This window comes from Streptomyces sp. JLYT201 (genome assembly GCF_059448825.1).
Window position 1 is genome coordinate 8,728,233 of sequence record NZ_CM182551.1, and the last position, 18,383, is coordinate 8,746,615.

Consider the following 18,383-nt stretch of genomic DNA (forward strand, 5'->3'; position numbering starts at 1 on the left):
GTGCGCGTGGCGGGGACACGGGCGCACCGGCCTCCGGAAGGGACCGTTCGGCCCCTGCTTGCCGCCGGGCGCGGACGCCGACGCTGGGGACATGAAGGAACGGACACGCATCGCCGTGGTGGGCGTCGGCAACGAGTACCGGCACGACGACGGGCTCGGCCCGGCGGTCGTCGCACGGATCCTGAAACGCAGCACGGCGCGGCCGCTTCCGCCCGGGACGACGCTCGACACCTGTGACGGCGAGCCCGGTCGGCTCATCACCTTGTGGGAAGGTGCCGATCTCGCGGTGATCCTGGATGCCGCGCACGCGCATCCCGGAACTCCCGGCCGCGTGCACCGCATCGAGCTGGACGCCCAACGGCTCGCGCAGCCCTCGGCCGCAGGTTCGCACGGGCTGGGGCTCGGTGAAGCCGTCGAACTCGCCCGCGTGCTGGGCAGGTTGCCCGGCCGCCTCGTCGTGTTCGCGGTCGAGGGATCCGACAACTCGCTGGGCACAGGCCTGTCTCCCGCGGTCGCGGCCACCGTCGGGCCGCTCGCCGAGTCCGTCGAGCGGGAGATCGTACGACACCGCGACGCCGCGGCCCGGGGCGCACCGTGAACCGTGTGACGCGCGGCTTCGTGGTCCACGGGACCGTGCAGGGCGTGGGCTTCCGGCCGTTCGTGCACCGGATCGCCGGGGAGCTCCGGCTGACGGGCTGGGTCGCGAACGTGGACGGCCACGTCGAGGGGGTGGTCGCGGGACCTGAGGACGCCGTCGTGGAGTTCGGACGGCGGCTGCGCGCGGACGCGCCGGTGCTCGCGCGCGTACGCGACGTCGTGTGGACGACGTCGGACGCCGCCGGTCCGCCGCGTTCCGCGGGAAGCGACGACGCGGCGAGGTCGAAGGCCTTCACGGTCCGCCGCAGCGGGCCCCTGCGGCGCGGCGCCCCCGCTCCACGAGAAATCCCGCCCGACGCGGCGATCTGCGCGGCCTGTCTGCGCGAGTTGTGGTCCCCGGACGACCGCCGGTACCGGTACCCGTTCGTCAACTGCACCGACTGCGGGCCGAGGGCCACCATCATCGAGGACCTGCCCTACGACCGGATCCGCACCACCATGCGCCGGTTCCCGATGTGTGCCGACTGCGCTGCGGAGTACGCCGATCCCCGTGACCGCCGCTTCCACGCCGAGCCCGTGGCCTGCCCGGTGTGCGGGCCGACGCTCGCCTGGGGCGATCTGCGCGGCGAGCGGGCTCTGAAGGCCGCCGTGGGTGTCGTCGCCGACGGGGGGATCGTCGCCGTGAAGGGGCTGGGCGGATACCAGCTGGTGTGCGACGCGACGGACTCGGCCGCCGTGGCCGAGTTGCGGCGGCGCAAGCGCAGGCCGGTGAAGCCGTTCGCCGTGATGGTGCGCGATGAGCGGACGGCCGGGCGACTGGCCCGGCTGAACAGCACGGAGCGGGCGTTGCTGACCTCGCCCGCGCGGCCCTTGGTGCTGCTGCGGCCCCGGACCGTGCGCGGCGGGGGAGCATCGCCCGTCGCGGAGGGCGTACACCCGGCGCCCAGTTCCAGCAGCGGGACGACGGGGCCAGGGCCGTCGGCCGTCACCGGACGCCTCGGCCTCTTCCTGCCCACGACAGGGCTGCACCACCTCCTGGTCCAAGAGCTGGACCGGCCCCTCGTCGTCACCAGTGGCAACCTCTCCGACGAGCCGATCGTCATCGACGACGCCGAGGCCCGACGCGCTCTCGCCTCCGTGGCCGACGGCTTCCTCACCCACGACCGGCCGATCCGCGCCCGCTACGACGACTCCGTGGTCCTCGCCGCCGGGCGCCTTCCGCTCACCCTGCGCCGTGCCCGTGGCCTGGCCCCCGCACCGCTGCCCCTCGCACCCAAGGCGCCCGTGCCGATCGCGGGCACCGGAGCGCAGCTCAAGCACACCGTGACGCTCGCCGGGGGAGATCGGGCCCACCTCGGTCCGCACCATGGCGACTTGGCGGACGCGGCCACGTTCGAGGCCTTCGAGGGCGGGTACGCCGACCTGTGCCGCCTCACCGGCATCACCCCGTGCGTTCTCGCGCACGACCTGCACCCCGGCTACCTGTCCACCCAGTGGGCACTCGCCCAGCCGCTGCGACACCTGCCCGTACAGCATCATCACGCACATGTGGCGGCGTGCGCCGCCGAACACGGGCTTCGCGGGCCGTTCCTCGGCGTCGCCTACGACGGGCTCGGCCTCGGCGATGACGGAACGCTGTGGGGCGGCGAAATCCTGGTGGCCGACCTGCGGAGCCACCGGCGCGTGGGACGGTTCGCGACCGCGCCGCTGCCCGGCGGCGACGCGGCCGTGCGCCACCCGTACCGCATGGCGCTCGGGTACCTCTTCGGGGCCGAGCCGCTCGGTTCGCCCTCTCCTGCCGAAGCCGCCGGCGCGTTCCTCGGCCGCATCGATCCCCGGCAGGCCGACCTGGTCCGTGCCATGGTCGCGCGCGGAGTCAACAGCCCCCGCGCCTCCAGTGCCGGACGGCTCTTCGACACCGTGGCAAGCCTCCTCGGGCTCGTCGACACCAACAGCTACGAAGGGGAAGCAGCCGCCGCTCTGGAAGCGGTGGCCGGGCAGGAGCACGCCGTGCCCCTGCGCCACCGCGTCGTGCGCGTGGGGGACCTATGGGTGTACGACTGCGCGACGACCCTCGGTGACCTGCTGGAACGCCAGGCGAGCGGCGAACCCGTGTCGCGGCTCGCCGCAGCCTTCCACCTCGCCCTCGCGGCCGCCACCGCCGACCTGGTGGCCAGGGCCGTCGAGGCGGGCGCGCCGCGCACGGTGTGCCTGGGGGGCGGCTGCTTCGCCAATGTCCTGCTGCTCACCCACGTGCGCAGACGACTGCGCGCCCTGGGCCTTCGCGTGCTGGTGGGCAGCGACGTGCCCGTCGGCGACGGCGGCATCAGCTACGGCCAGGCGGCGGTCGCCGCCGCACGCCTCGCCCACGAGCGGAAGGGGAGGTGAGCCGCAGTGTGCCTGGGGATTCCCGGCCGCGTGCTCGACCTGTACGACGACGCCGGACTGCGCATGGCGACCGTCGACTTCGGTGGCGTGCGGCGCGAGGCGTGCCTGAGCTACACGCCGGGCGCCGCCGTCGGCAGCTATGTGATCGTGCACGTCGGCTTCGCGATCGCCGAGGTCGACGAGGCGGAGGCGCACCGCACGCTGGAGGTGCTGCGGTCGATGGCCGCCGCGGTCGAGGGCGAACTCGGCGAACCGCTGCCCTGAGGGCCGTTCGGCCCGCCCGCCGGCCCCGCCCGGCCCCGGCTCCTGCCCGCCCGGCCACTGCGCCGCACGTCTGCGGAGCTGGACGCTGAAGACGTCAACCGACCGAACAGAGGCGCGAGGTAGGCCATGACCGGCAGCACCGCATCCCGTTCTCCCGCTCCACGTACCACCGTCGACGGCTCCACGCACGCCCTGCTCGCCGACGGCACCACCGTCCGCATCCGGTGCGCGCGGCCGGAAGACCACGACGCGGTGCTGCGCCTGTACGAGGCGATGTCCCCGGAGTACCTGCGGTTCAGGTTCTTCGTGGCCAGCTCGCGCTCGGCCGCGCAGGCCGCGGCCCGCGTGCGCAGGTGCGCCGCGTCGGGTGGCCCGGGGGCCGAGAGGGCTGCCCGTGCCGACTATCGCGTGCTCCTCGCCGAGTACGAGGGCCGCCTGATCGGGATCACCGAGTACGAGATCACGGAGGCGGATGCCGCGACGCCCGGCCAGGTCACCGCCGAGATCGCGTTGGCCGTCGCGGACGAATGGCACCACCGGGGCGTGGGCACCCTGTTGCTGGAGCACCTGGTGTCCGCAGCCCGTGCCGAGGGGATCACGGCGTTCACCGCGGACGCGCTCGCCGAGAACCACGAAGTGCTGAAGGTGTTCGCCGACCTTGGGCTGAGCACCGCGCGCCGCTTCGAGGGCGGGGAGGTGCGGTGCGTCGTCCGACTCGACCGGACGGACGCCTATCTGACCGCGGTCGAGGCCCGCGGCAGCACTGCCGACGTGGCGAGTCTGCGGCCCCTGCTGCGCCCGGAGTCGGTCGTGGTCGTCGGAGCCGGCAGCAAGCCGGGTTCGGTGGGCCGGGCCGTGCTGCGCAATGTGCGCACCGGCGGTTTCCAGGGCCGGGTGTTCGTGGTCCACCCGCGCGCGCTCATGGTCCTCGGCGTCCATGCCTACCCCAGCGTGGGTTCGTTGCCCCAGGTCCCGGACCTGGCCATCCTCGCCGTACCCGCGAACCGCGTCCCGGAGGTCGCCCAGGAGTGCGGCAAGTTCGGCGTACGCGCCCTGCTCACCGTCTCCTCCGGCCTCGACGCCGCCCAGGCGCGGTCCCTGCTGGACACCTGCCGCGTCCACGGCATGCGCCTGGTCGGCCCCAACTGCCTGGGCCTTGCCAATACCGAGGCGGACATCGCCCTCGACGCCACCTTCGCCGCCGCGCATCCCGCGCCCGGCACGGCAGGAGTGGCCGTGCAGTCCGGCGGCGTGGGCATCGCGCTGCTCAGCGGCCTCGCCCGGCTCGGCGTCGGCGTGTCCAGCTTCGTCTCGCTGGGCGACAAGTACGACGTGAGCGGCAACGACCTGCTGCAGTGGTGGGAGGACGACGGAACCACCGACCTGGCGTTGCTCCACCTGGAGTCGTTCGGCAACCCCCGGGCCTTCTCCCGCACCGCACGACGCGTGACCCGCAAGTTGCCCATCCTGACCGTCGACGCCGGCCGCACCGAGGCGGGCCGCACCGCCGCCGCGTCACACACCGCCGCGGCCGCCACCCACACCATGACGCGCCGTGCGCTGTTCGCCCAGGCTGGGATCACCGCCACCGACTCCGTCTCCGAACTCCTCGAAGCGGCAGCCTTGTTGCACGCCCAGCCGCTGCCTGCGGGGCGCCGCGTCGCGGTGGTCACCAACGCGGGCGGCGCCGGCGTTCTGGCCGCCGACGCGTGCGCCGAGGCCGGCCTCGCCCTGCCGCCGCTCGGCGCCCGTCTGATCGACGACGTGCTGGACGTGCTCCCCGCCGGGGCGGCCGCCACCAACCCTGTCGACACCACCGCCGCCGTGAGCGAAGCGCAGCTGCGTGCCTGCGTCGACCGCATCGCGGACAGCGGGTGCGTCGACGCGATCCTGGTGGCGCTCGTGCCCACCGCGGTCGCCGCGGCGACCGGCGACGTCCTGGTCCGGTCCCTCACCCACGCCCCGGACCGGCGTCGTGACAAGACGGTCGCCGCGGTGCTCATCGACCAGGAGCAGCCGGTACGCCTCCTGTCCACCGCCACCTCCACCGCCACCGTCCCCGCGTACGCGGAGCCGCAGGGGGCCGCCCGCGCCCTGGCCCACGCGGTCGAGCGCGGCCGGTGGCTGGCCCGCCCGCCCGGCACCACGCCCGACCTCACAGACGTGGACGCGCCCCGCGCCCACGCGGCCGTCGAGGCCTACCTCGACCGGCACCCCGAAGGCGGCTGGCTCGACCCGGCCGAGTGCGCCGAACTCCTGGACTGCTACGGCATCCCCCAACTGCCCTGGGCCTGGGCCGAGACCGAGGACGACGCGGTCCTGGCCGCCGAACGGCTCAAGGGGCCGGGCGGCCTCGTGGTCCTCAAGGCGCACTGGCCGGGCCTGCTGCACAAGGCGGAGCAGCACGCGCTCCACCTCGACCTGCGCGGCGACTCCCAGGTCCGCGCCGCCTTCCGGGACCTGGAGACCCGCTTCGGGCACCTGATGACCGGCGTCGTCGTCCAGCCGCTCGCCGCACGCGGCACCGAACTGTTCGCCGGCGTCGTCCAGGACGAGATCTTCGGGCCGCTGGTGCTCTTCGGTCTCGGCGGCACCGCCACCGAGGTGCTCGCCGACCACGCCGCCCGGCTCGCCCCGCTCACCGACCACGACGTGCACGACCTGATCACCGCGCCGCGCTGCGCCCCGCTGCTCTTCGGGCGCGGCGGTGGCGGTCCGGTGGACCTCGAAGGCCTGGAGCACCTGCTGCTGCGGCTCTCGCGGCTCGCGAGCGACCTGCCGCAGCTCGCCGAGGCCGACCTCAACCCGGTCCTGGCGCGGCCCGAGCGGGTCACCGCCCTGGACGCGCGGATCCGGCTCCTGCCGCGTCACTCCGACGACCCCTACCTGCGACAACTACGACGACTCCGCTGAATCCGAGCGGTGCGCCGAGGAGGCGAACGTATATGAAGCACAGCAAGGTCGGCTCGGTCATGACGCGTGACGTCGTCACCGCCGCGTACGACACTCCGTTCAAGGAAGTGGCCCGGCTCCTGACCGGCCACGGCATCAGCGGCCTGCCGGTGGTCGACGGCGACGGACAGGTCATCGGCGTGCTCTCCGAGACCGACCTCATGATCCGGCAGGCGGAGAGCGAGGACCCGTACGCGCCCGCCCGTGCCGTCCGCTGGCGCAAGCTGCTGCCGGGTGCGCGCAGGCGCGAGGCCAAGGCCCACGCGCGCACGGCGGGACAGCTCATGTCACAGCCCGCCCTCACGGTGTACGCCGACGGCACCATCGCCGAGGCCGCCCGCACCATGGCCAGGCACCGCGTGGAACGGCTCCCGGTCGTGGACGACGAGGACCGGCTCGTCGGCATCGTCACCCGCCGCGACCTCCTCCAGGTCTTCCTGCGGCCCGATGACGAGATCCGCCGGGAGATCGTCGAAGAGGTCCTGGTGAACACGCTCTGGCTGGCCCCGCAGACCGTGGACGTGGAGGTCCTCGACGGCGTGGCGACCCTGTGCGGGCAGCTGGAGCGGCGCAGCGAGGTGCCCGTCGCCGTGCGCATGACCCAGCAGATCGACGGTGTCGTCGCCGTCGTCGACAAGCTCATTTACCGCTTCGACGACTCCCATCTGCGGCCCAGCGACGAGGCCCTCAAGGGCGTCGCCGACGACTGGCTGCGCAAGCTGTGAGGGTGGTGCCGCGATGACATCGACAGTCCTCGTCGCCTACGGATCGACGTACGGATCGACCGCCGAACTGGCCCGCACGGTCGGTGACGAGCTCCGCAAGGCCGGTCTGCTCGTCGAGGTGCGGTCCGCCGACGCAGTACGGGATCTGACGCCGTACACCGCGGTGGTCCTCGGCGGCGCCCTCTACGCCGGGCGGTGGCAGCGCGACGCCCGCCGTTTCGCGCACCGCCACCGGCGGGCCCTGGCCCGGCTCCCGCTGTGGCTGTTCAGCAGCGGTCCGCTGGACTCCTCAGCTTCGGAGCGCGAGATTCCGCCGCCGCCTCCGATAGGTCGCCTGGCGCGCCGACTCGACGTCCGCGGCCACGTGACGTTCGGCGGGTGCCTCGACGAGCGGGCCGACGGCTGGGTCGCGCGGAGGATCGTCGCTTCCGGCAAGGGCGGCGACTTCCGCGACTTCGAGGCGGTGAAGACCTGGGCGGACGGCGTCGCGCGAGAGCTCCTGTCGCTGACGTCCCGCACGGGGTGACCGGAGCCCGGGGCGGGGCCCGCCAGGCCCTCGGGCCGACTCCCGTCGGAGCCCCGTCCGGGGCCCGAGCGGCATCTGTTCCGTTCTGCGTTCCGGCAGGACGCCGGACACGCACGGCACGTCCGGCAGTAGAGCGAAGACGCGAAGCCCGGCACGAGGAGGACTCCATGGACGTCATTCGAGCCACGGCAGTGATCGACCGGACCGGCCTCGCCGCCTTGGTCACCGCGCTGGTGGCGGACGGCCGTACCGTCGTGGGCCCCACGGTCCGCGACGGCGCGATCGTCCTCGACGCCCTGGAGTCCGCCGACGCGCTTCCGTTCGGCTGGGGGGTCGAACTCGGCGCAGGGCGCTACCGGTTGGTCCGCCGCAAGGACGGCGCGGCTTTCGCGCACAGTGTTGGACCGCAGTCGTGGAAGGCGTTCCTGCACCCGCAGCGCGAGCAGTTGTGGAGCGCCCGGCGCGGACTCGACGGCACGCCGCGGTACACCGTGGCGCACCGTGACGCACCTGCCTACGCGTTCCTCGGCGTGCGGCCCTGCGACCTGCGTGCCATCGCCATTCAGGACCGCGTCCTGGCAGGCGGTCGCTCCCCGGACGTGTGCTATCAGGAGCGCCGGAGGGGGGCGTTGCTGATAGCCGCGGAATGCACCGAACCGGGCGCGACCTGCTTCTGCGTCTCCACCGGCGGAGGCCCGGCAGCCGATGCGGGCTTCGACCTCGCGCTCACCGAAGTCGTCGACGACGACGGTCACCGCTTCTTCGTCCGGGTGGGAAGCGAGCACGGCGCGCGCGTGCTCGCCGCGGTTCCGCACCGAGAAGCGGACCTGACGACCGAGTCCGTGGCCCGGGGAGCTGTCGATGCCGCCCGCGAACGGATGGGCCGGTCCCTGCCGCCCGTCGACCTGAAGGCCCTGATGGGCGCGAGCATGGACGCCGAGCGCTGGGACGACGTCGCGTCCCGCTGCCTGACGTGTGCCAACTGCACCATGGTGTGCCCCACGTGCTTCTGCACCACCACCGAGGAGGTCACCGATCTCACCGGGGACCACACCGAGCGGTGGCAGCGCTGGGACTCCTGCTTCGACCTCGACTTCTCCCGCCTCCACGGTGGGCCGGTGCGGGCCTCGGGCCGCAGCCGCTACCGCCAGTGGCTCACGCACAAGCTCTCCACCTGGCACGGCCAGTTCGGCACCGGCGGCTGCGTGGGCTGCGGGCGGTGCGTCGCCTGGTGCCCGGCCGGCATCGACATCACTGAGGAGGCCGCCGCCCTTGCCGCCGCACACGAGGCGAGGGCCACCGGGGACGCCCCGACCGCGCACAGCGACGGAAGGGCACGGCCATGAACGACACCACCACGGCCCCGGTCCGCTGGACGCGGGCACCGAGCACGGACCACCTCGCCCGGCTCACGAGCGTCGCCCATGAGGTCGCCATCCCGCAGGAAACCAGCCTGCTCGGCTTGTACGCCCCCACCGTCGGCGGTGCGCCATGACCACGCAGAACGCCCCCACCCGGCACCGCGCACCGGCGGCGGCGCGCGCCGAACCGCGCCTGCCCGTGCCCCATCGCGTGGTCGCCCGCTGGCACGAGACACCCGATGCGGTGACGCTCCGCCTCGACCCCGTCGACGTGGCTCTCCCGGACTTCGTGCCCGGCCAGTTCGCGATGGTGCACTGCTTCGGTCGCGGTGAGATCCCCCTGTCGGTGAGTTCCATCCCCGCCACCGGAGGCCTCGCCCACACCGTGCGTGCCGTGGGTGCCGTCTCCGCCGGGCTGTGCGCCTCCCGGGTCGGGGACGTCCTGGGACTGCGCGGCCCGTACGGCACCGGCTGGGAACTGGAGCGGGCGCTGGGGCAGGACGTGGTCGTGGTCGCGGGCGGCATCGGGCTCGCCCCGCTGCGCCCGCTGATCCGCGACGCGGTCGCCGCGCCGCGCCGCTACGGCCGCGTCAACGTCCTCATCGGCGCCCGGACCCCGGCCGACCTGCTGGCCAAGTACGAGACGCGCCGGTGGCCGACCGCGTACACCGGCGTCACGGTCGACCGTGCGGAGTCCGCATGGGCCGGTGAGGTCGGCCTGGTCACCCGCCTCCTGGACCGCGCGCGGTACGTCCCGGAGCGGTCCTGGGCCTTCGTCTGCGGCCCCGAACCTATGATCCGCGCCACCGCCCGCGACCTGGTCCACCGCGGAGTCGCCGCCGACCGCATCCGTGTGTCCCTGGAACGCAACATGCGCTGCGCCACCGGGACCTGCGGCCACTGCCAGCTCGGCCCGCTGCTGCTGTGCCGGGACGGCGCGGTCGTCGACTGGGACCGGGCCGAACCGCTGCTGTCGATACGGGAGCTGTGATGTCCACCTCCGCTCCGCCCGCCACGCCCACGCTCGCCGTGTTCAAGCTGGCCTCCTGCGACGGCTGCCAGCTCACCCTCCTGGACTGCGAGGACGAGCTCCTCGGCCTCGCCGGACAGGTGGAGATCGCCCACTTCCTGGAGGCCTCCAGCGCGGTCCGCCCCGGACCGTACGACGTGGCCCTCGTCGAGGGCTCGGTCACCACCGCCGAGGACGCCGCCCGCGTACGGCGCATCAGGGCCGGGTCCCGGTACCTGGTCACCATCGGCGCCTGCGCGACGGCGGGCGGCATCCAGGCGCTGCGGAACCTCGCCGACGTCGAGGAGTTCGCTCGCATCGTGTACGCCCGGCCCGACTACCTCGACACCCTCGCCACCTCCACCCCGGTGTCCGCACACGTGGACGTCGACTTCGAACTCCGCGGCTGTCCCGTCGACCGCCGCCAGCTCCTGGAGGTCCTCACCGCCCACCTCACCGGACGCAAGCCCGACATCCCCGACCACAGCGTGTGCTTCGCGTGCAAGCGACGCGGCGCCGTCTGCGTCACCGTGGCCCACGGCACCCCTTGTTTGGGCCCGGTCACCCATGCGGGCTGCGGCGCCGTCTGCCCGGCATACGGGCGCGGCTGTTTCGGCTGCTTCGGCCCCTCCGGCTCGGCGAACCTGCCCGCGCTGGTGTCCCGGCTGCGCCGCGACGGCCTCGACGAGAAGGCCGTCGAGCGCCTCCTGCACACCTTCAACGCCCCCGCCTTCGACGCCCTCGGAGAGGAGCGACGGCCGTGACCCACCGAGGATCCCGTGTGCTGCACGTCGGCTCCCTCTCCCGGGTCGAGGGCGAGGGCGCCCTCCGGCTGCGTGTCCACGACGGCGAAGTGACCGAGGCGCATCTGAACATCTACGAACCACCGCGCTTCTTCGAGGCGCTGCTGCGCGGCCGCGCCCACACCGAGCCACCCGACATCACCGCGCGCGTCTGCGGGATCTGCCCCGTCGCCTACCAGATGAGCGCCTGTGCGGCCATCGAGGACGCCTGCGGCATCGACATCCCGCCCGGGATCCGCGCGCTGCGCCGCCTGCTGTACTGCGCGGAGTGGATCGAGAGCCAGACCCTGCACATCTACTTGCTGCACGCCCCCGACTTCCTCGGCTGCGACGGTGCGATCGACCTCGCCCGCACCCGGCGTACGGATGTCGAGCGCGGCCTGCGCCTGAAGCAGACGGGCAACGCCCTCCTCGAACTGCTCGGCGGACGAGCCGTCCACCCCGTGAACATCCGCCTCGGCGGCTTCCACCGCGCGCCGCCCCCCGGTGAACTGCGGCCGCTGGCGGAGCGGTTGCGGCGGGCTCTGGAAGACGCCTGGGAGACCGTGCGGTGGGTGGCGGGCTTCGACTTCCCCGATGCCGAGGTGGACGCCGACTTCCTGGCGTTGGCGGCCCCGGGAACGTACGCCGTCGAGTCGGGGACACCAGCCGTCCTGCGCACCGACGGCACGCTCACCACTTTCCCCGTGTACGACTTCCCGCTGCGCGTCCGTGAGGAGCAGGTGCCGCACTCCACCGCCCTGCACGCCCGGCTCGACGGACGCCGCCATCTCACGGGCTCCCTGGCCCGGTTCGCGATCAGCGGCCGGTGGCTGTCCCGCACGGCGACTCAGGCGGTCCGGGAGGCCGGACTCGGCGACCCGTATGACGGGGGAGTCTGCCGCAACCCCTACCGCTCGATCCTGGTCAGGGCCGTGGAGGTGGTGTACGCCGTCGACGAGGCGCTGCGGATCATCGAGACGTACGAGCCGCCGGAGCGTCCCTACGTCGAGGTCCCGCCCACCGCCCGCACCGGACACGGCGCGACCGAGGCGCCGCGCGGACTGCTCTACCACCGGTACGCCCTCGACGCCGACGGCACCGTCACCGACGCGCTGCTCGTGCCGCCGACCGCGCAGAACCAGGGAGCGATCGAGGACGACCTGCGCCGCACCGCGTCCCGGGCGCTCGCCGCACGGGACACGACCGACGAGGAGCTGACGGACCTGTGCGAGCGGACGATCCGCAACCACGACCCGTGCATCTCCTGCGCCACCCACTTCCTGGACCTGACCGTCGTCCGTACCACTGGAGGCTCCGATGACTGACGCACCGCGCACCGACCCGCCGCCTGTCCACCACGCGTACCGCGTGAGCGACGTGATGACCCACACGACCATCGCCATCGGCCGTGACGCCTCCTTCAAAGAGATCGTGGAACTCATCGAGCAGTGGAAGATCAGTGCCCTGCCGGTCCTGGAGGGCGAAGGCCGCGTCATAGGCGTCGTGTCCGAAGCGGATCTGCTGCCCAAGGAGGAGCTCCGCGACGCCGACCCCACCCGCTACGACGTCCTGCGCCGCCTGTCCGACATGGCCAAGGCCGGCGCGGTCACTGCCGCCGAGCTGATGTCGAGCCCGGCCGTCACCGTCCACGCCGACGCCACCCTCGCCGAAGCCGCCCGGATCATGGCCCGGCGCCGCGTCAAGCGACTGCCCGTCGTCGACGGCTCCGGCCTGCTGCAAGGCGTGGTGAGCCGCAGCGACCTGCTCAAGGTCTTCCTGCGCGAGGACGAGGAGATCGCCGAGGAGATCCGCAGCAGCGTCCTCGCCCCGCTGCCGTTCTCGGCTGGGGTCGAGGTCCGCGTGCAACAGGGCGTCGTCACGCTCGGCGGCACCCTTCGGGACAAGGCGCTCGTCCCCGTCCTCGCCCGGGCCGCCCGCGCGGTCGAAGGCGTCGTCGACATCCGCCTCGACCTGTCCCACCCCGTGAGCGAGCCGTGAAGTACCTCGACGAGTACCGCGACCCGGCGCTGGCGCGCCGCCTCCTGGACGAGCTGCGCCGCGTCGCCACCCGCCCCTGGCGGATCATGGAGGTGTGCGGCGGGCAGACGCACACCCTCGTCCGCCAGGGCATCGACGAACTGCTGCCCGCGGGCATCCGCATGATCCACGGACCCGGCTGCCCGGTCTGCGTCACCCCGCTGGAGATTCTCGACCGGGCGATGGCACTCGCCGCGCGCCCCGAGGTGATCCTCACCAGCTTCGGAGACATGCTGCGCGTGCCCGGCACGACGACGGACCTGCTGTCGCTGCGGGCGCGCGGCGCGGACGTACGCGTGGTGTACACGCCCACGGACGCGGTCCGCACCGCTGCCGCGCACCCGGACCGCCACGTCGTCTTCCTGGCCGTCGGGTTCGAGACCACCGCTCCCGCCAACGCCATGGCCGTCCTGCACGCCGAGCGCCTGGGCCTGGACAACTTCTCGCTGCTGGTCAGCCACGTCCTCGTACCGCCCGCGATGACCACGCTCCTCACCTCCGACGACTGCGAGGTCGAGGCGTTCCTCGCCGCAGGACACGTGTGCGCCGTCATGGGTTGGCACGCCTACGAACCGATCGCCGCCACCCACCGCGTGCCGATCGTGGTCACCGGCTTCGAACCCCTCGACCTCATCGAAGGCATCCTCATGGCGGTGTGCCAGCTGGAGTCCGGCCGGCACGAGGTGGAGAACCAGTACGCGCGCGCCGTACGCCGCACCGGCAACGCCGCGGCGCAGGACGTGCTGCGCCGTGTCTTCCGCATCACCGACCGGGCCTGGCGCGGCATCGGCACGCTGCCCGCCAGCGGCCTCGACCTCGCCCCGCGCTACGCCCACTTCGACGCCACCCGCCGCTTCGACCTCACCGACTTGCACTCCATCGAGGACCCCGAATGCGTCGCGGGAGCGATCCTCACAGGCGCCCTGTTGCCCACGCAATGCCCGGCGTACGGGGTGCGTTGCACACCGCGTACGCCGTTGGGCGCACCAATGGTGTCGGCGGAGGGAACATGCGCGGCGTTCCATGCGGCAGGCCGCCCCCGCGTCCTCGCCCCCAATCCGGCCGCACCGAGTGAAGAGAGCCCCGCATGAGCCTTGACTGCCCCGTCCCGTACCAGGAATCCGAACGGCTGCTGCTCGGCCACGGCGCGGGCGGAAAGCTCACTGCCGAACTCCTCAACGCCTTGGTGCTTCCCGTGGTGGCGGAACACACCGGTGGCCCCTTGGAGGACGCGTCCCCCATCCCCACCCAGCCTCAACTGATGATGTCCACCGACGCGTTCGTGGTCAGCCCGCTCACCTTCCCAGGAGGTGACATCGGTGCTCTCGCCGTCCACGGCACGGTCAACGACCTCGCGATGCGCGGAGCGCTGCCGCTCGCACTGAGTTGCGCGGTGATCGCGGAGGAGGGCCTGCCCCTCGCCGACCTGAGGGCCGCCCTGAGCTCCCTGGGCAGGGCCGCCCGTGCCGTGCCGGTGCCCGTCATCACGGGAGACACCAAAGTGGTCGGCCGAGGCGCCGCCGACAAACTGTTCCTCACCACCACCGGGGTGGGCCGCCGCATCGCGGGCCTCACTCCGTCCGCGGCCCGCGCCCGCCCGGGCGACGCGATCCTGCTGTCCGGCCCCATCGGCCTGCACGGCACGGCAGTCCTGTCCACCCGCGAAGGCCTCGGCTTCGAGTCCGACATCGCCTCCGACACCCGCCCCCTGCACCATCTCGTCGCGGCGCTCGGCCCGTTCGGCCCCGGCCTCCACACCCTCCGCGACCCGACCCGAGGCGGCCTCGCCGCCGCCCTCAACGAGATCGCCCTTGACGCGAAGGTGTCGATCGAGATCGACGAGCGTGCCGTGCCGGTCCCCGAACCGGTCGCAGCTGCCTGTGACATGCTCGGCCTCGACCCCCTGACGGTCGCCAATGAGGGCTGCCTGGTGGCCTTCGTCGCCCCCAGCGTCGCGGAAGGGGCCTTGGCCGCGCTCCGTGCCTGCTCCGAGGGGGCGTCTGCGACCCGGATCGGTACTGTGACGGACGGGCCTCCCGGCCGCGTTACCCTGCGCACGCTGGTCGGCGCCCGCCGCGTTGTGGACATGCCCCTCGGTGAGCAACTGCCGCGCATCTGCTGAGAGGTTGCAGGCGAGGCCGCAGAGGACCGCGCTTTGCGCGCGGGCCGCTACGGCCGGGCAGTGTGGACATGCGGCGCTACCGGTCGGACCTCCCGCCCATCGAGGAGCTGAGACTGCGTACACCGGTCACGCGCGGCGCGGAGAACACCGACGTGGAGGGCAGGCTCACGACGGCCGTCACTTCCTTCTGCCCGATGGAAGCGGAATACAGGTGAACAACGGGCACGACCTGCCAGGAAACCTTCGAGGCCCGGGCCGAGGGAGACCACGCTCCGGCGGAGCGGCCTTCGACAACGAAGGCAGGCCCCCTCGCCCGTGCCAGGCCCTCAGCCGGCCGCCCGCCCCCACCCGGGGCCGACCCGCTCCCACTCCTTGCCCCAACGCGCCGTCGCCCAGCGTTGCACCCCCAGGCGCACCGCCCGCCCACCGTTGAAGACCAGCAGAAAGCTGACCGAGGCGAGGCCGACACCGGCCAGCGCGCCCTTCCTGGTGGCCTCTTCCCGGCTCGTGGGAGCGGACACCAGCCGGTTGCTCCGATCCGTCCACACCGCCAGTGTGGAGCCCTCGTTGGCCCCGGGCCGTGCGGGCGCGGTGGCCACGTGGTGGGTCCCGTCGACATCGGTCCAGCGCACCCGTACGCGCACGAACCGGGACTCGGAACCGGTGTTCCCGTCGCCCGCGCCGATCAGCGCGTCCTCCAGAAGCACCGCATGGACCAGCCGACGTCCCTGCCTCTCCTGCTCCGCGAGCCGTTCGACCGCGTGTGCACCACCGACGCCGACGGCTGTCCCTCCGACCGTCGCGGCCGCCCACACGACCACGACGACCCACGCCTCCACCACGTCGCTGCGCCGTCGCAACGCATTGCGCCGCCACCGCCAGCAAGGGACCCGTTCACCTTCGAACTTCTGCATCGGCCACACCACCCCACGGACACTCCACGTCTGAGCTCTGTGAGGACCGTCCCACCGCAGTCGTTGAAGCCGGAAGGGACTGCTGGCCCAGAGAAAGAGCCCGGTCAGGGGCACATCGTGCGTTCGAGTGGGTTCCGAACGGGGAAGCGCCTGTGCCGCCGTGCACGGCCGCACAGGCCCGAGGTCGAGAGGTGGGCCTCCCCGGCCACCCCGACCGGCATGGCCAGCGGTTGCCCGTCCGGGTCTGCCGCGCAGCAGCCCGGACGTCTTGTAAGGGGGAGGGACAGCGCGGCGGCGGGAAATCCCAGTGGATCCAAGAGTCCGGGAAACGCGGCGTCCTTCCCGCCTGGCTGGCAGCGCCTTACGTGCCGGGCTGGAAGGCTTCTCGTCCGTCTCAGGCATCAACGGTTGCGGGTGGGCATGGAGGCTCATGTGGGAGCTCCTGCACCCGAAGAGACCGGCCCAGGTGGCACCTTTGGACAGTCGGCCGAGGCGGGCACGGAGCGTGACGATCGCAGTGCCCTGCGGCGACGCCGACGTGGCGCCGCCGAGCGAGGGAGGTCGCCGTACGCGCTACGGGATCCTCGGAGTCGGCAGTCCGGGTACTGCCGATCAGGTCCGCCCCGGTCCGGCTCGGGACTCCCGTGCGGACCGCGGAGGCCGCTGGTGGACCGGGAGAACGCGCCAGCCCATTCGAGGAGCTGTACGGCGTTCTCCTCCTCCCGGGCTTCCGGAGGCCGTGCTGGCGCCTCGGGCCGAGAGGAGGAGGTGGAGCCGACACGGGTACATGTGCCCGTGCTGTGCGCCCACATGGAACGAGTCACACGTACCCGCAGCTCAACAGGCGTAGGGACGTTAACCCGCCGGGTCCCTGCGGTTCAGGCTGAGTTGACCCTTTGCGGGGCTCTGACCTGGCCCTTCGGTAGCTCCGGAGCGCTTTCCGGCGAAGGAGGACTTCCGGCCTCTACCTGGGACTTCCTGAGAGTTCCTGTGGGGGTGTGCACGCGATGTGCACGCGTTCTGCTCTCGATCCTGCGGCAAGGGTGCACGCGAGGTGGTTGTTCGGCCGTCGAGTGGTACAACAGGTGGCTCGAGATGAGTGACGGTTGCGATGAATGAGACGCCTGTGGCTGGCGAGGAGACTGCCTGCAAGGAGAGCCCTTCCATCGACACCTGGATCCGGCCGACGTGCGCTCTTGTCGTGGCGGGGGTCGCTGCATACGCCTCGTACGTGCATCAGCGGGTCTTCGCTCTGCAGGGGGGAGCGGACGCGGTCAGTGCCTCCTTGTGGCCTCTGTCGGTTGACGGCCTGTTGCTTCTGGCGACGGCAGGCCTGCTGAGGCCCTCTACGACTGTCACACGTCGAGCGCGCAGCGCGGTGTGGTCGGCCTTCATGCTGGGGATCGCGGTCTCGCTGGCCGCGAACATCGCGGCTGCTCCGGCCCTGGAGTGGCAGCCTGTGCTGGTCGCTGGATGGCCTCCGGTCGCGCTGCTGCTGGCGGTGGAGCTGCTGATCCACCGCCCCAGTGTCCCGGTAGACGGCAAGGCTGGGCCCATGGAGAAGAGCGTCTCCACAGACAGTGAGCGGATGGACGAGGACGAGGATCCGCTGCTGGTGAAGGCGCAGGTGCTGGATGCCCGACATCGGGAGGCGCATCAGCGTCCTGTGTCCGCAGAGACCCTGCGCAAGGAACTACGCGTCGGCGCGGCTCGTTCCAGGCGCTTGGCCGCTCTGGTGCGGTGGAGTCAGAGCGGCGGCGTACATCATGGTGGGGCTAGGGCCTGTCGTCAAATGTCACGCCCACATCAGGAGTGACGCGAGGGTGACTGCTGCGTTGTAGGACTCGGTGGTCTTGTCGTACCGGGTGGCGATGCCACGCCACTGCTTCAGGCGGTTGAAGCACCGTTCCACGATGTTGCGGTGCTTGTAGATCACGCGGTCGAAGGCTGGCGGGCGGCCTCCGCGGCTGCCTCGTCGGGCCCGGTTGCGGATCTGATCGGCCCGTTCGGGAATCGTGTGGGCGATGCCCTTGCGGCGGAGCCAGGTGCGGATCTCCTTCGAGCTGTAGCCCTTGTCGCCCAGGACGTGATCGGGCCGGACCCGGGGCCGCCCCGGTCCGATCCGGGGCACCCCGATCGCCTCCATCACGGTGGTGAACCGGGTGCAGTCGTTGGTGTTGCCGCCCGTCACGACGAAAGCGAGCGGACGGCCTCGCCCGTCACAAGCCAGGTGGATTTTGCTGGTCAGACCGCCTCGGGACCGGCCAAGGGCCGGGTCACGGAGCCCCCTTTTCGAGCCCCGGCCGCATGCTGGTGAGCCCGCACGACGGTGGAGTCGACCGGCACCAGCCACTCGACATCGCCCGCCGCGTCGGCCTTAGCCTGAGCGGCCCTCAGCATCCGGTCGAATGTTCCATCCGCCGCCCACCTGCGGAAACGCGTATGCAGCGTCGCCCACGGACCATAGCGCTCGGGCACGTCCCGCCAGGCCGTCCCTGTCCGGAACTTCCACACGATCCCGTTCAGGACCCTGCGGTCGTCCAGCCGCTTGCGCCCTCGCAACGACTCCGGCAGCAGCGGCCGGACGAACTCCCACTCGGCGTCCGACAGTTCATGGCGACGTATCACGACACCATGATCCACCAACAGTGATCATTTGAAGACACTGCCTAGTACTGCAACGGTGCTTGCTGTGATTGGTGG

16 protein-coding genes and 1 pseudogene are annotated in these 18,383 nt (G+C 72.4%); 15 read left to right on the forward strand and 2 right to left on the reverse strand.

Features of this window, described 5'->3' with window-relative positions:
- The first annotated feature begins 91 nt into the window (after window positions 1-91).
- The 14 genes from AC5WAM_RS37205 to hypE all read left to right on the forward strand — a co-directional run bounded on the left by AC5WAM_RS37205 (window position 92) and on the right by hypE (window position 14,766).
- Complete coding sequence (locus AC5WAM_RS37205) at window positions 92-598, forward strand: hydrogenase maturation protease (protein WP_495520263.1); 507 nt, start codon at window positions 92-94, stop codon at window positions 596-598.
- The gene (gene hypF, locus AC5WAM_RS37210; RefSeq protein WP_495520264.1) at window positions 595-2,985 is read left to right on the forward strand and encodes a carbamoyltransferase HypF; all 2,391 of its coding nucleotides are present in this window, start codon (window positions 595-597) and stop codon (window positions 2,983-2,985) included. Before AC5WAM_RS37205 ends, hypF begins: the two co-directional genes overlap by 4 nt.
- 6 nt (window positions 2,986-2,991) lie before the next feature.
- A complete protein-coding gene (locus AC5WAM_RS37215) occupies window positions 2,992-3,249 on the forward strand; it encodes a HypC/HybG/HupF family hydrogenase formation chaperone (protein ID WP_495520265.1) in 258 nt (85 codons plus the stop codon).
- A 126-nt stretch (window positions 3,250-3,375) separates the two neighbouring features.
- On the forward strand, window positions 3,376-6,162 hold the full coding sequence (locus tag AC5WAM_RS37220; protein WP_495520266.1) for a bifunctional acetate--CoA ligase family protein/GNAT family N-acetyltransferase: 2,787 nt from the start codon (window positions 3,376-3,378) through the stop codon (window positions 6,160-6,162).
- A 32-nt stretch (window positions 6,163-6,194) separates the two neighbouring features.
- Window positions 6,195-6,926: a CBS domain-containing protein gene (locus AC5WAM_RS37225; RefSeq protein ID WP_495520267.1), complete on the forward strand. Its 732-nt coding sequence runs from the start codon at window positions 6,195-6,197 to the stop codon at window positions 6,924-6,926.
- 13 nt (window positions 6,927-6,939) lie between these two features.
- Complete coding sequence (locus tag AC5WAM_RS37230; RefSeq protein ID WP_495520268.1) at window positions 6,940-7,452, forward strand: flavodoxin domain-containing protein; 513 nt, start codon at window positions 6,940-6,942, stop codon at window positions 7,450-7,452.
- Window positions 7,453-7,619: 167 nt separating this feature from the next.
- Entirely contained in the window at window positions 7,620-8,798 is a 1,179-nt protein-coding gene (locus AC5WAM_RS37235; protein ID WP_495520269.1) for a 4Fe-4S dicluster domain-containing protein, read from the forward strand.
- Window positions 8,795-8,947, forward strand: coding sequence for a hypothetical protein (locus AC5WAM_RS37240; RefSeq protein WP_495520270.1), 153 nt, complete (start codon window positions 8,795-8,797; stop codon window positions 8,945-8,947). The genes AC5WAM_RS37235 and AC5WAM_RS37240 overlap by 4 nt, the downstream gene beginning before the upstream one ends.
- Window positions 8,944-9,804 carry an FAD/NAD(P)-binding protein gene (locus AC5WAM_RS37245; protein ID WP_495520271.1) on the forward strand — a complete coding sequence of 287 codons (861 nt, stop codon included), beginning with the start codon at window positions 8,944-8,946 and terminating at the stop codon, window positions 9,802-9,804. The genes AC5WAM_RS37240 and AC5WAM_RS37245 overlap by 4 nt, the downstream gene beginning before the upstream one ends.
- Window positions 9,804-10,586: an NADH-quinone oxidoreductase subunit B family protein gene (locus tag AC5WAM_RS37250; RefSeq protein WP_495520272.1), complete on the forward strand. Its 783-nt coding sequence runs from the start codon at window positions 9,804-9,806 to the stop codon at window positions 10,584-10,586. Before AC5WAM_RS37245 ends, AC5WAM_RS37250 begins: the two co-directional genes overlap by 1 nt.
- A complete protein-coding gene (locus AC5WAM_RS37255; protein ID WP_495520273.1) occupies window positions 10,583-11,932 on the forward strand; it encodes a Ni/Fe hydrogenase subunit alpha in 1,350 nt (449 codons plus the stop codon). Before AC5WAM_RS37250 ends, AC5WAM_RS37255 begins: the two co-directional genes overlap by 4 nt.
- Window positions 11,925-12,605 carry a CBS domain-containing protein gene (locus AC5WAM_RS37260; RefSeq protein WP_495520274.1) on the forward strand — a complete coding sequence of 227 codons (681 nt, stop codon included), beginning with the start codon at window positions 11,925-11,927 and terminating at the stop codon, window positions 12,603-12,605. The genes AC5WAM_RS37255 and AC5WAM_RS37260 overlap by 8 nt, the downstream gene beginning before the upstream one ends.
- Complete coding sequence (hypD, locus tag AC5WAM_RS37265) at window positions 12,602-13,735, forward strand: hydrogenase formation protein HypD (protein ID WP_495520275.1); 1,134 nt, start codon at window positions 12,602-12,604, stop codon at window positions 13,733-13,735. The genes AC5WAM_RS37260 and hypD overlap by 4 nt, the downstream gene beginning before the upstream one ends.
- Window positions 13,732-14,766: a hydrogenase expression/formation protein HypE gene (hypE, locus tag AC5WAM_RS37270; protein ID WP_495520276.1), complete on the forward strand. Its 1,035-nt coding sequence runs from the start codon at window positions 13,732-13,734 to the stop codon at window positions 14,764-14,766. The genes hypD and hypE overlap by 4 nt, the downstream gene beginning before the upstream one ends.
- A 326-nt stretch (window positions 14,767-15,092) precedes the next feature.
- Here the strand turns inward: hypE and AC5WAM_RS37275 are convergent, their stop codons facing one another.
- Window positions 15,093-15,680, reverse strand: a complete 588-nt coding sequence (locus AC5WAM_RS37275; RefSeq protein WP_495520277.1) for an Rv1733c family protein — start codon at window positions 15,678-15,680, stop codon at window positions 15,093-15,095.
- A 1,111-nt stretch (window positions 15,681-16,791) separates the two neighbouring features.
- Between AC5WAM_RS37275 and AC5WAM_RS37280 the strand changes: the two genes are divergently transcribed.
- Entirely contained in the window at window positions 16,792-17,496 is a 705-nt protein-coding gene (locus AC5WAM_RS37280; protein ID WP_495523729.1) for a DUF2637 domain-containing protein, read from the forward strand.
- Here AC5WAM_RS37280 and AC5WAM_RS37285 read toward each other — a convergent pair.
- A pseudogene (locus tag AC5WAM_RS37285) lies at window positions 17,476-18,305 on the reverse strand (IS5 family transposase). The gene AC5WAM_RS37280 and the pseudogene AC5WAM_RS37285 overlap by 21 nt on opposite strands.
- Window positions 18,306-18,383: the final 78 nt, after the last annotated feature.

Bases quoted from the DNA above. Each gene is read 5' to 3' on its own strand.
- AC5WAM_RS37205 (WP_495520263.1), top strand. From the start codon at position 92: ATGAAGGAACGGACACGCATCGCCGTGGTGGGCGTCGGCAACGAGTAC.
- AC5WAM_RS37220 (WP_495520266.1), top strand. From the start codon at position 3,376: ATGACCGGCAGCACCGCATCCCGTTCTCCCGCTCCACGTACCACCGTC.
- AC5WAM_RS37225 (WP_495520267.1), top strand. From the start codon at position 6,195: ATGAAGCACAGCAAGGTCGGCTCGGTCATGACGCGTGACGTCGTCACC.
- AC5WAM_RS37230 (WP_495520268.1), top strand. From the start codon at position 6,940: ATGACATCGACAGTCCTCGTCGCCTACGGATCGACGTACGGATCGACC.
- AC5WAM_RS37235 (WP_495520269.1), top strand. From the start codon at position 7,620: ATGGACGTCATTCGAGCCACGGCAGTGATCGACCGGACCGGCCTCGCC.
- AC5WAM_RS37240 (WP_495520270.1), top strand. From the start codon at position 8,795: ATGAACGACACCACCACGGCCCCGGTCCGCTGGACGCGGGCACCGAGC.
- AC5WAM_RS37245 (WP_495520271.1), top strand. From the start codon at position 8,944: ATGACCACGCAGAACGCCCCCACCCGGCACCGCGCACCGGCGGCGGCG.
- AC5WAM_RS37250 (WP_495520272.1), top strand. From the start codon at position 9,804: ATGTCCACCTCCGCTCCGCCCGCCACGCCCACGCTCGCCGTGTTCAAG.
- AC5WAM_RS37260 (WP_495520274.1), top strand. From the start codon at position 11,925: ATGACTGACGCACCGCGCACCGACCCGCCGCCTGTCCACCACGCGTAC.
- hypE (WP_495520276.1), top strand. From the start codon at position 13,732: ATGAGCCTTGACTGCCCCGTCCCGTACCAGGAATCCGAACGGCTGCTG.
- AC5WAM_RS37275 (WP_495520277.1), bottom strand. From the start codon at position 15,680: ATGCAGAAGTTCGAAGGTGAACGGGTCCCTTGCTGGCGGTGGCGGCGC.
- AC5WAM_RS37280 (WP_495523729.1), top strand. From the start codon at position 16,792: ATGAATGAGACGCCTGTGGCTGGCGAGGAGACTGCCTGCAAGGAGAGC.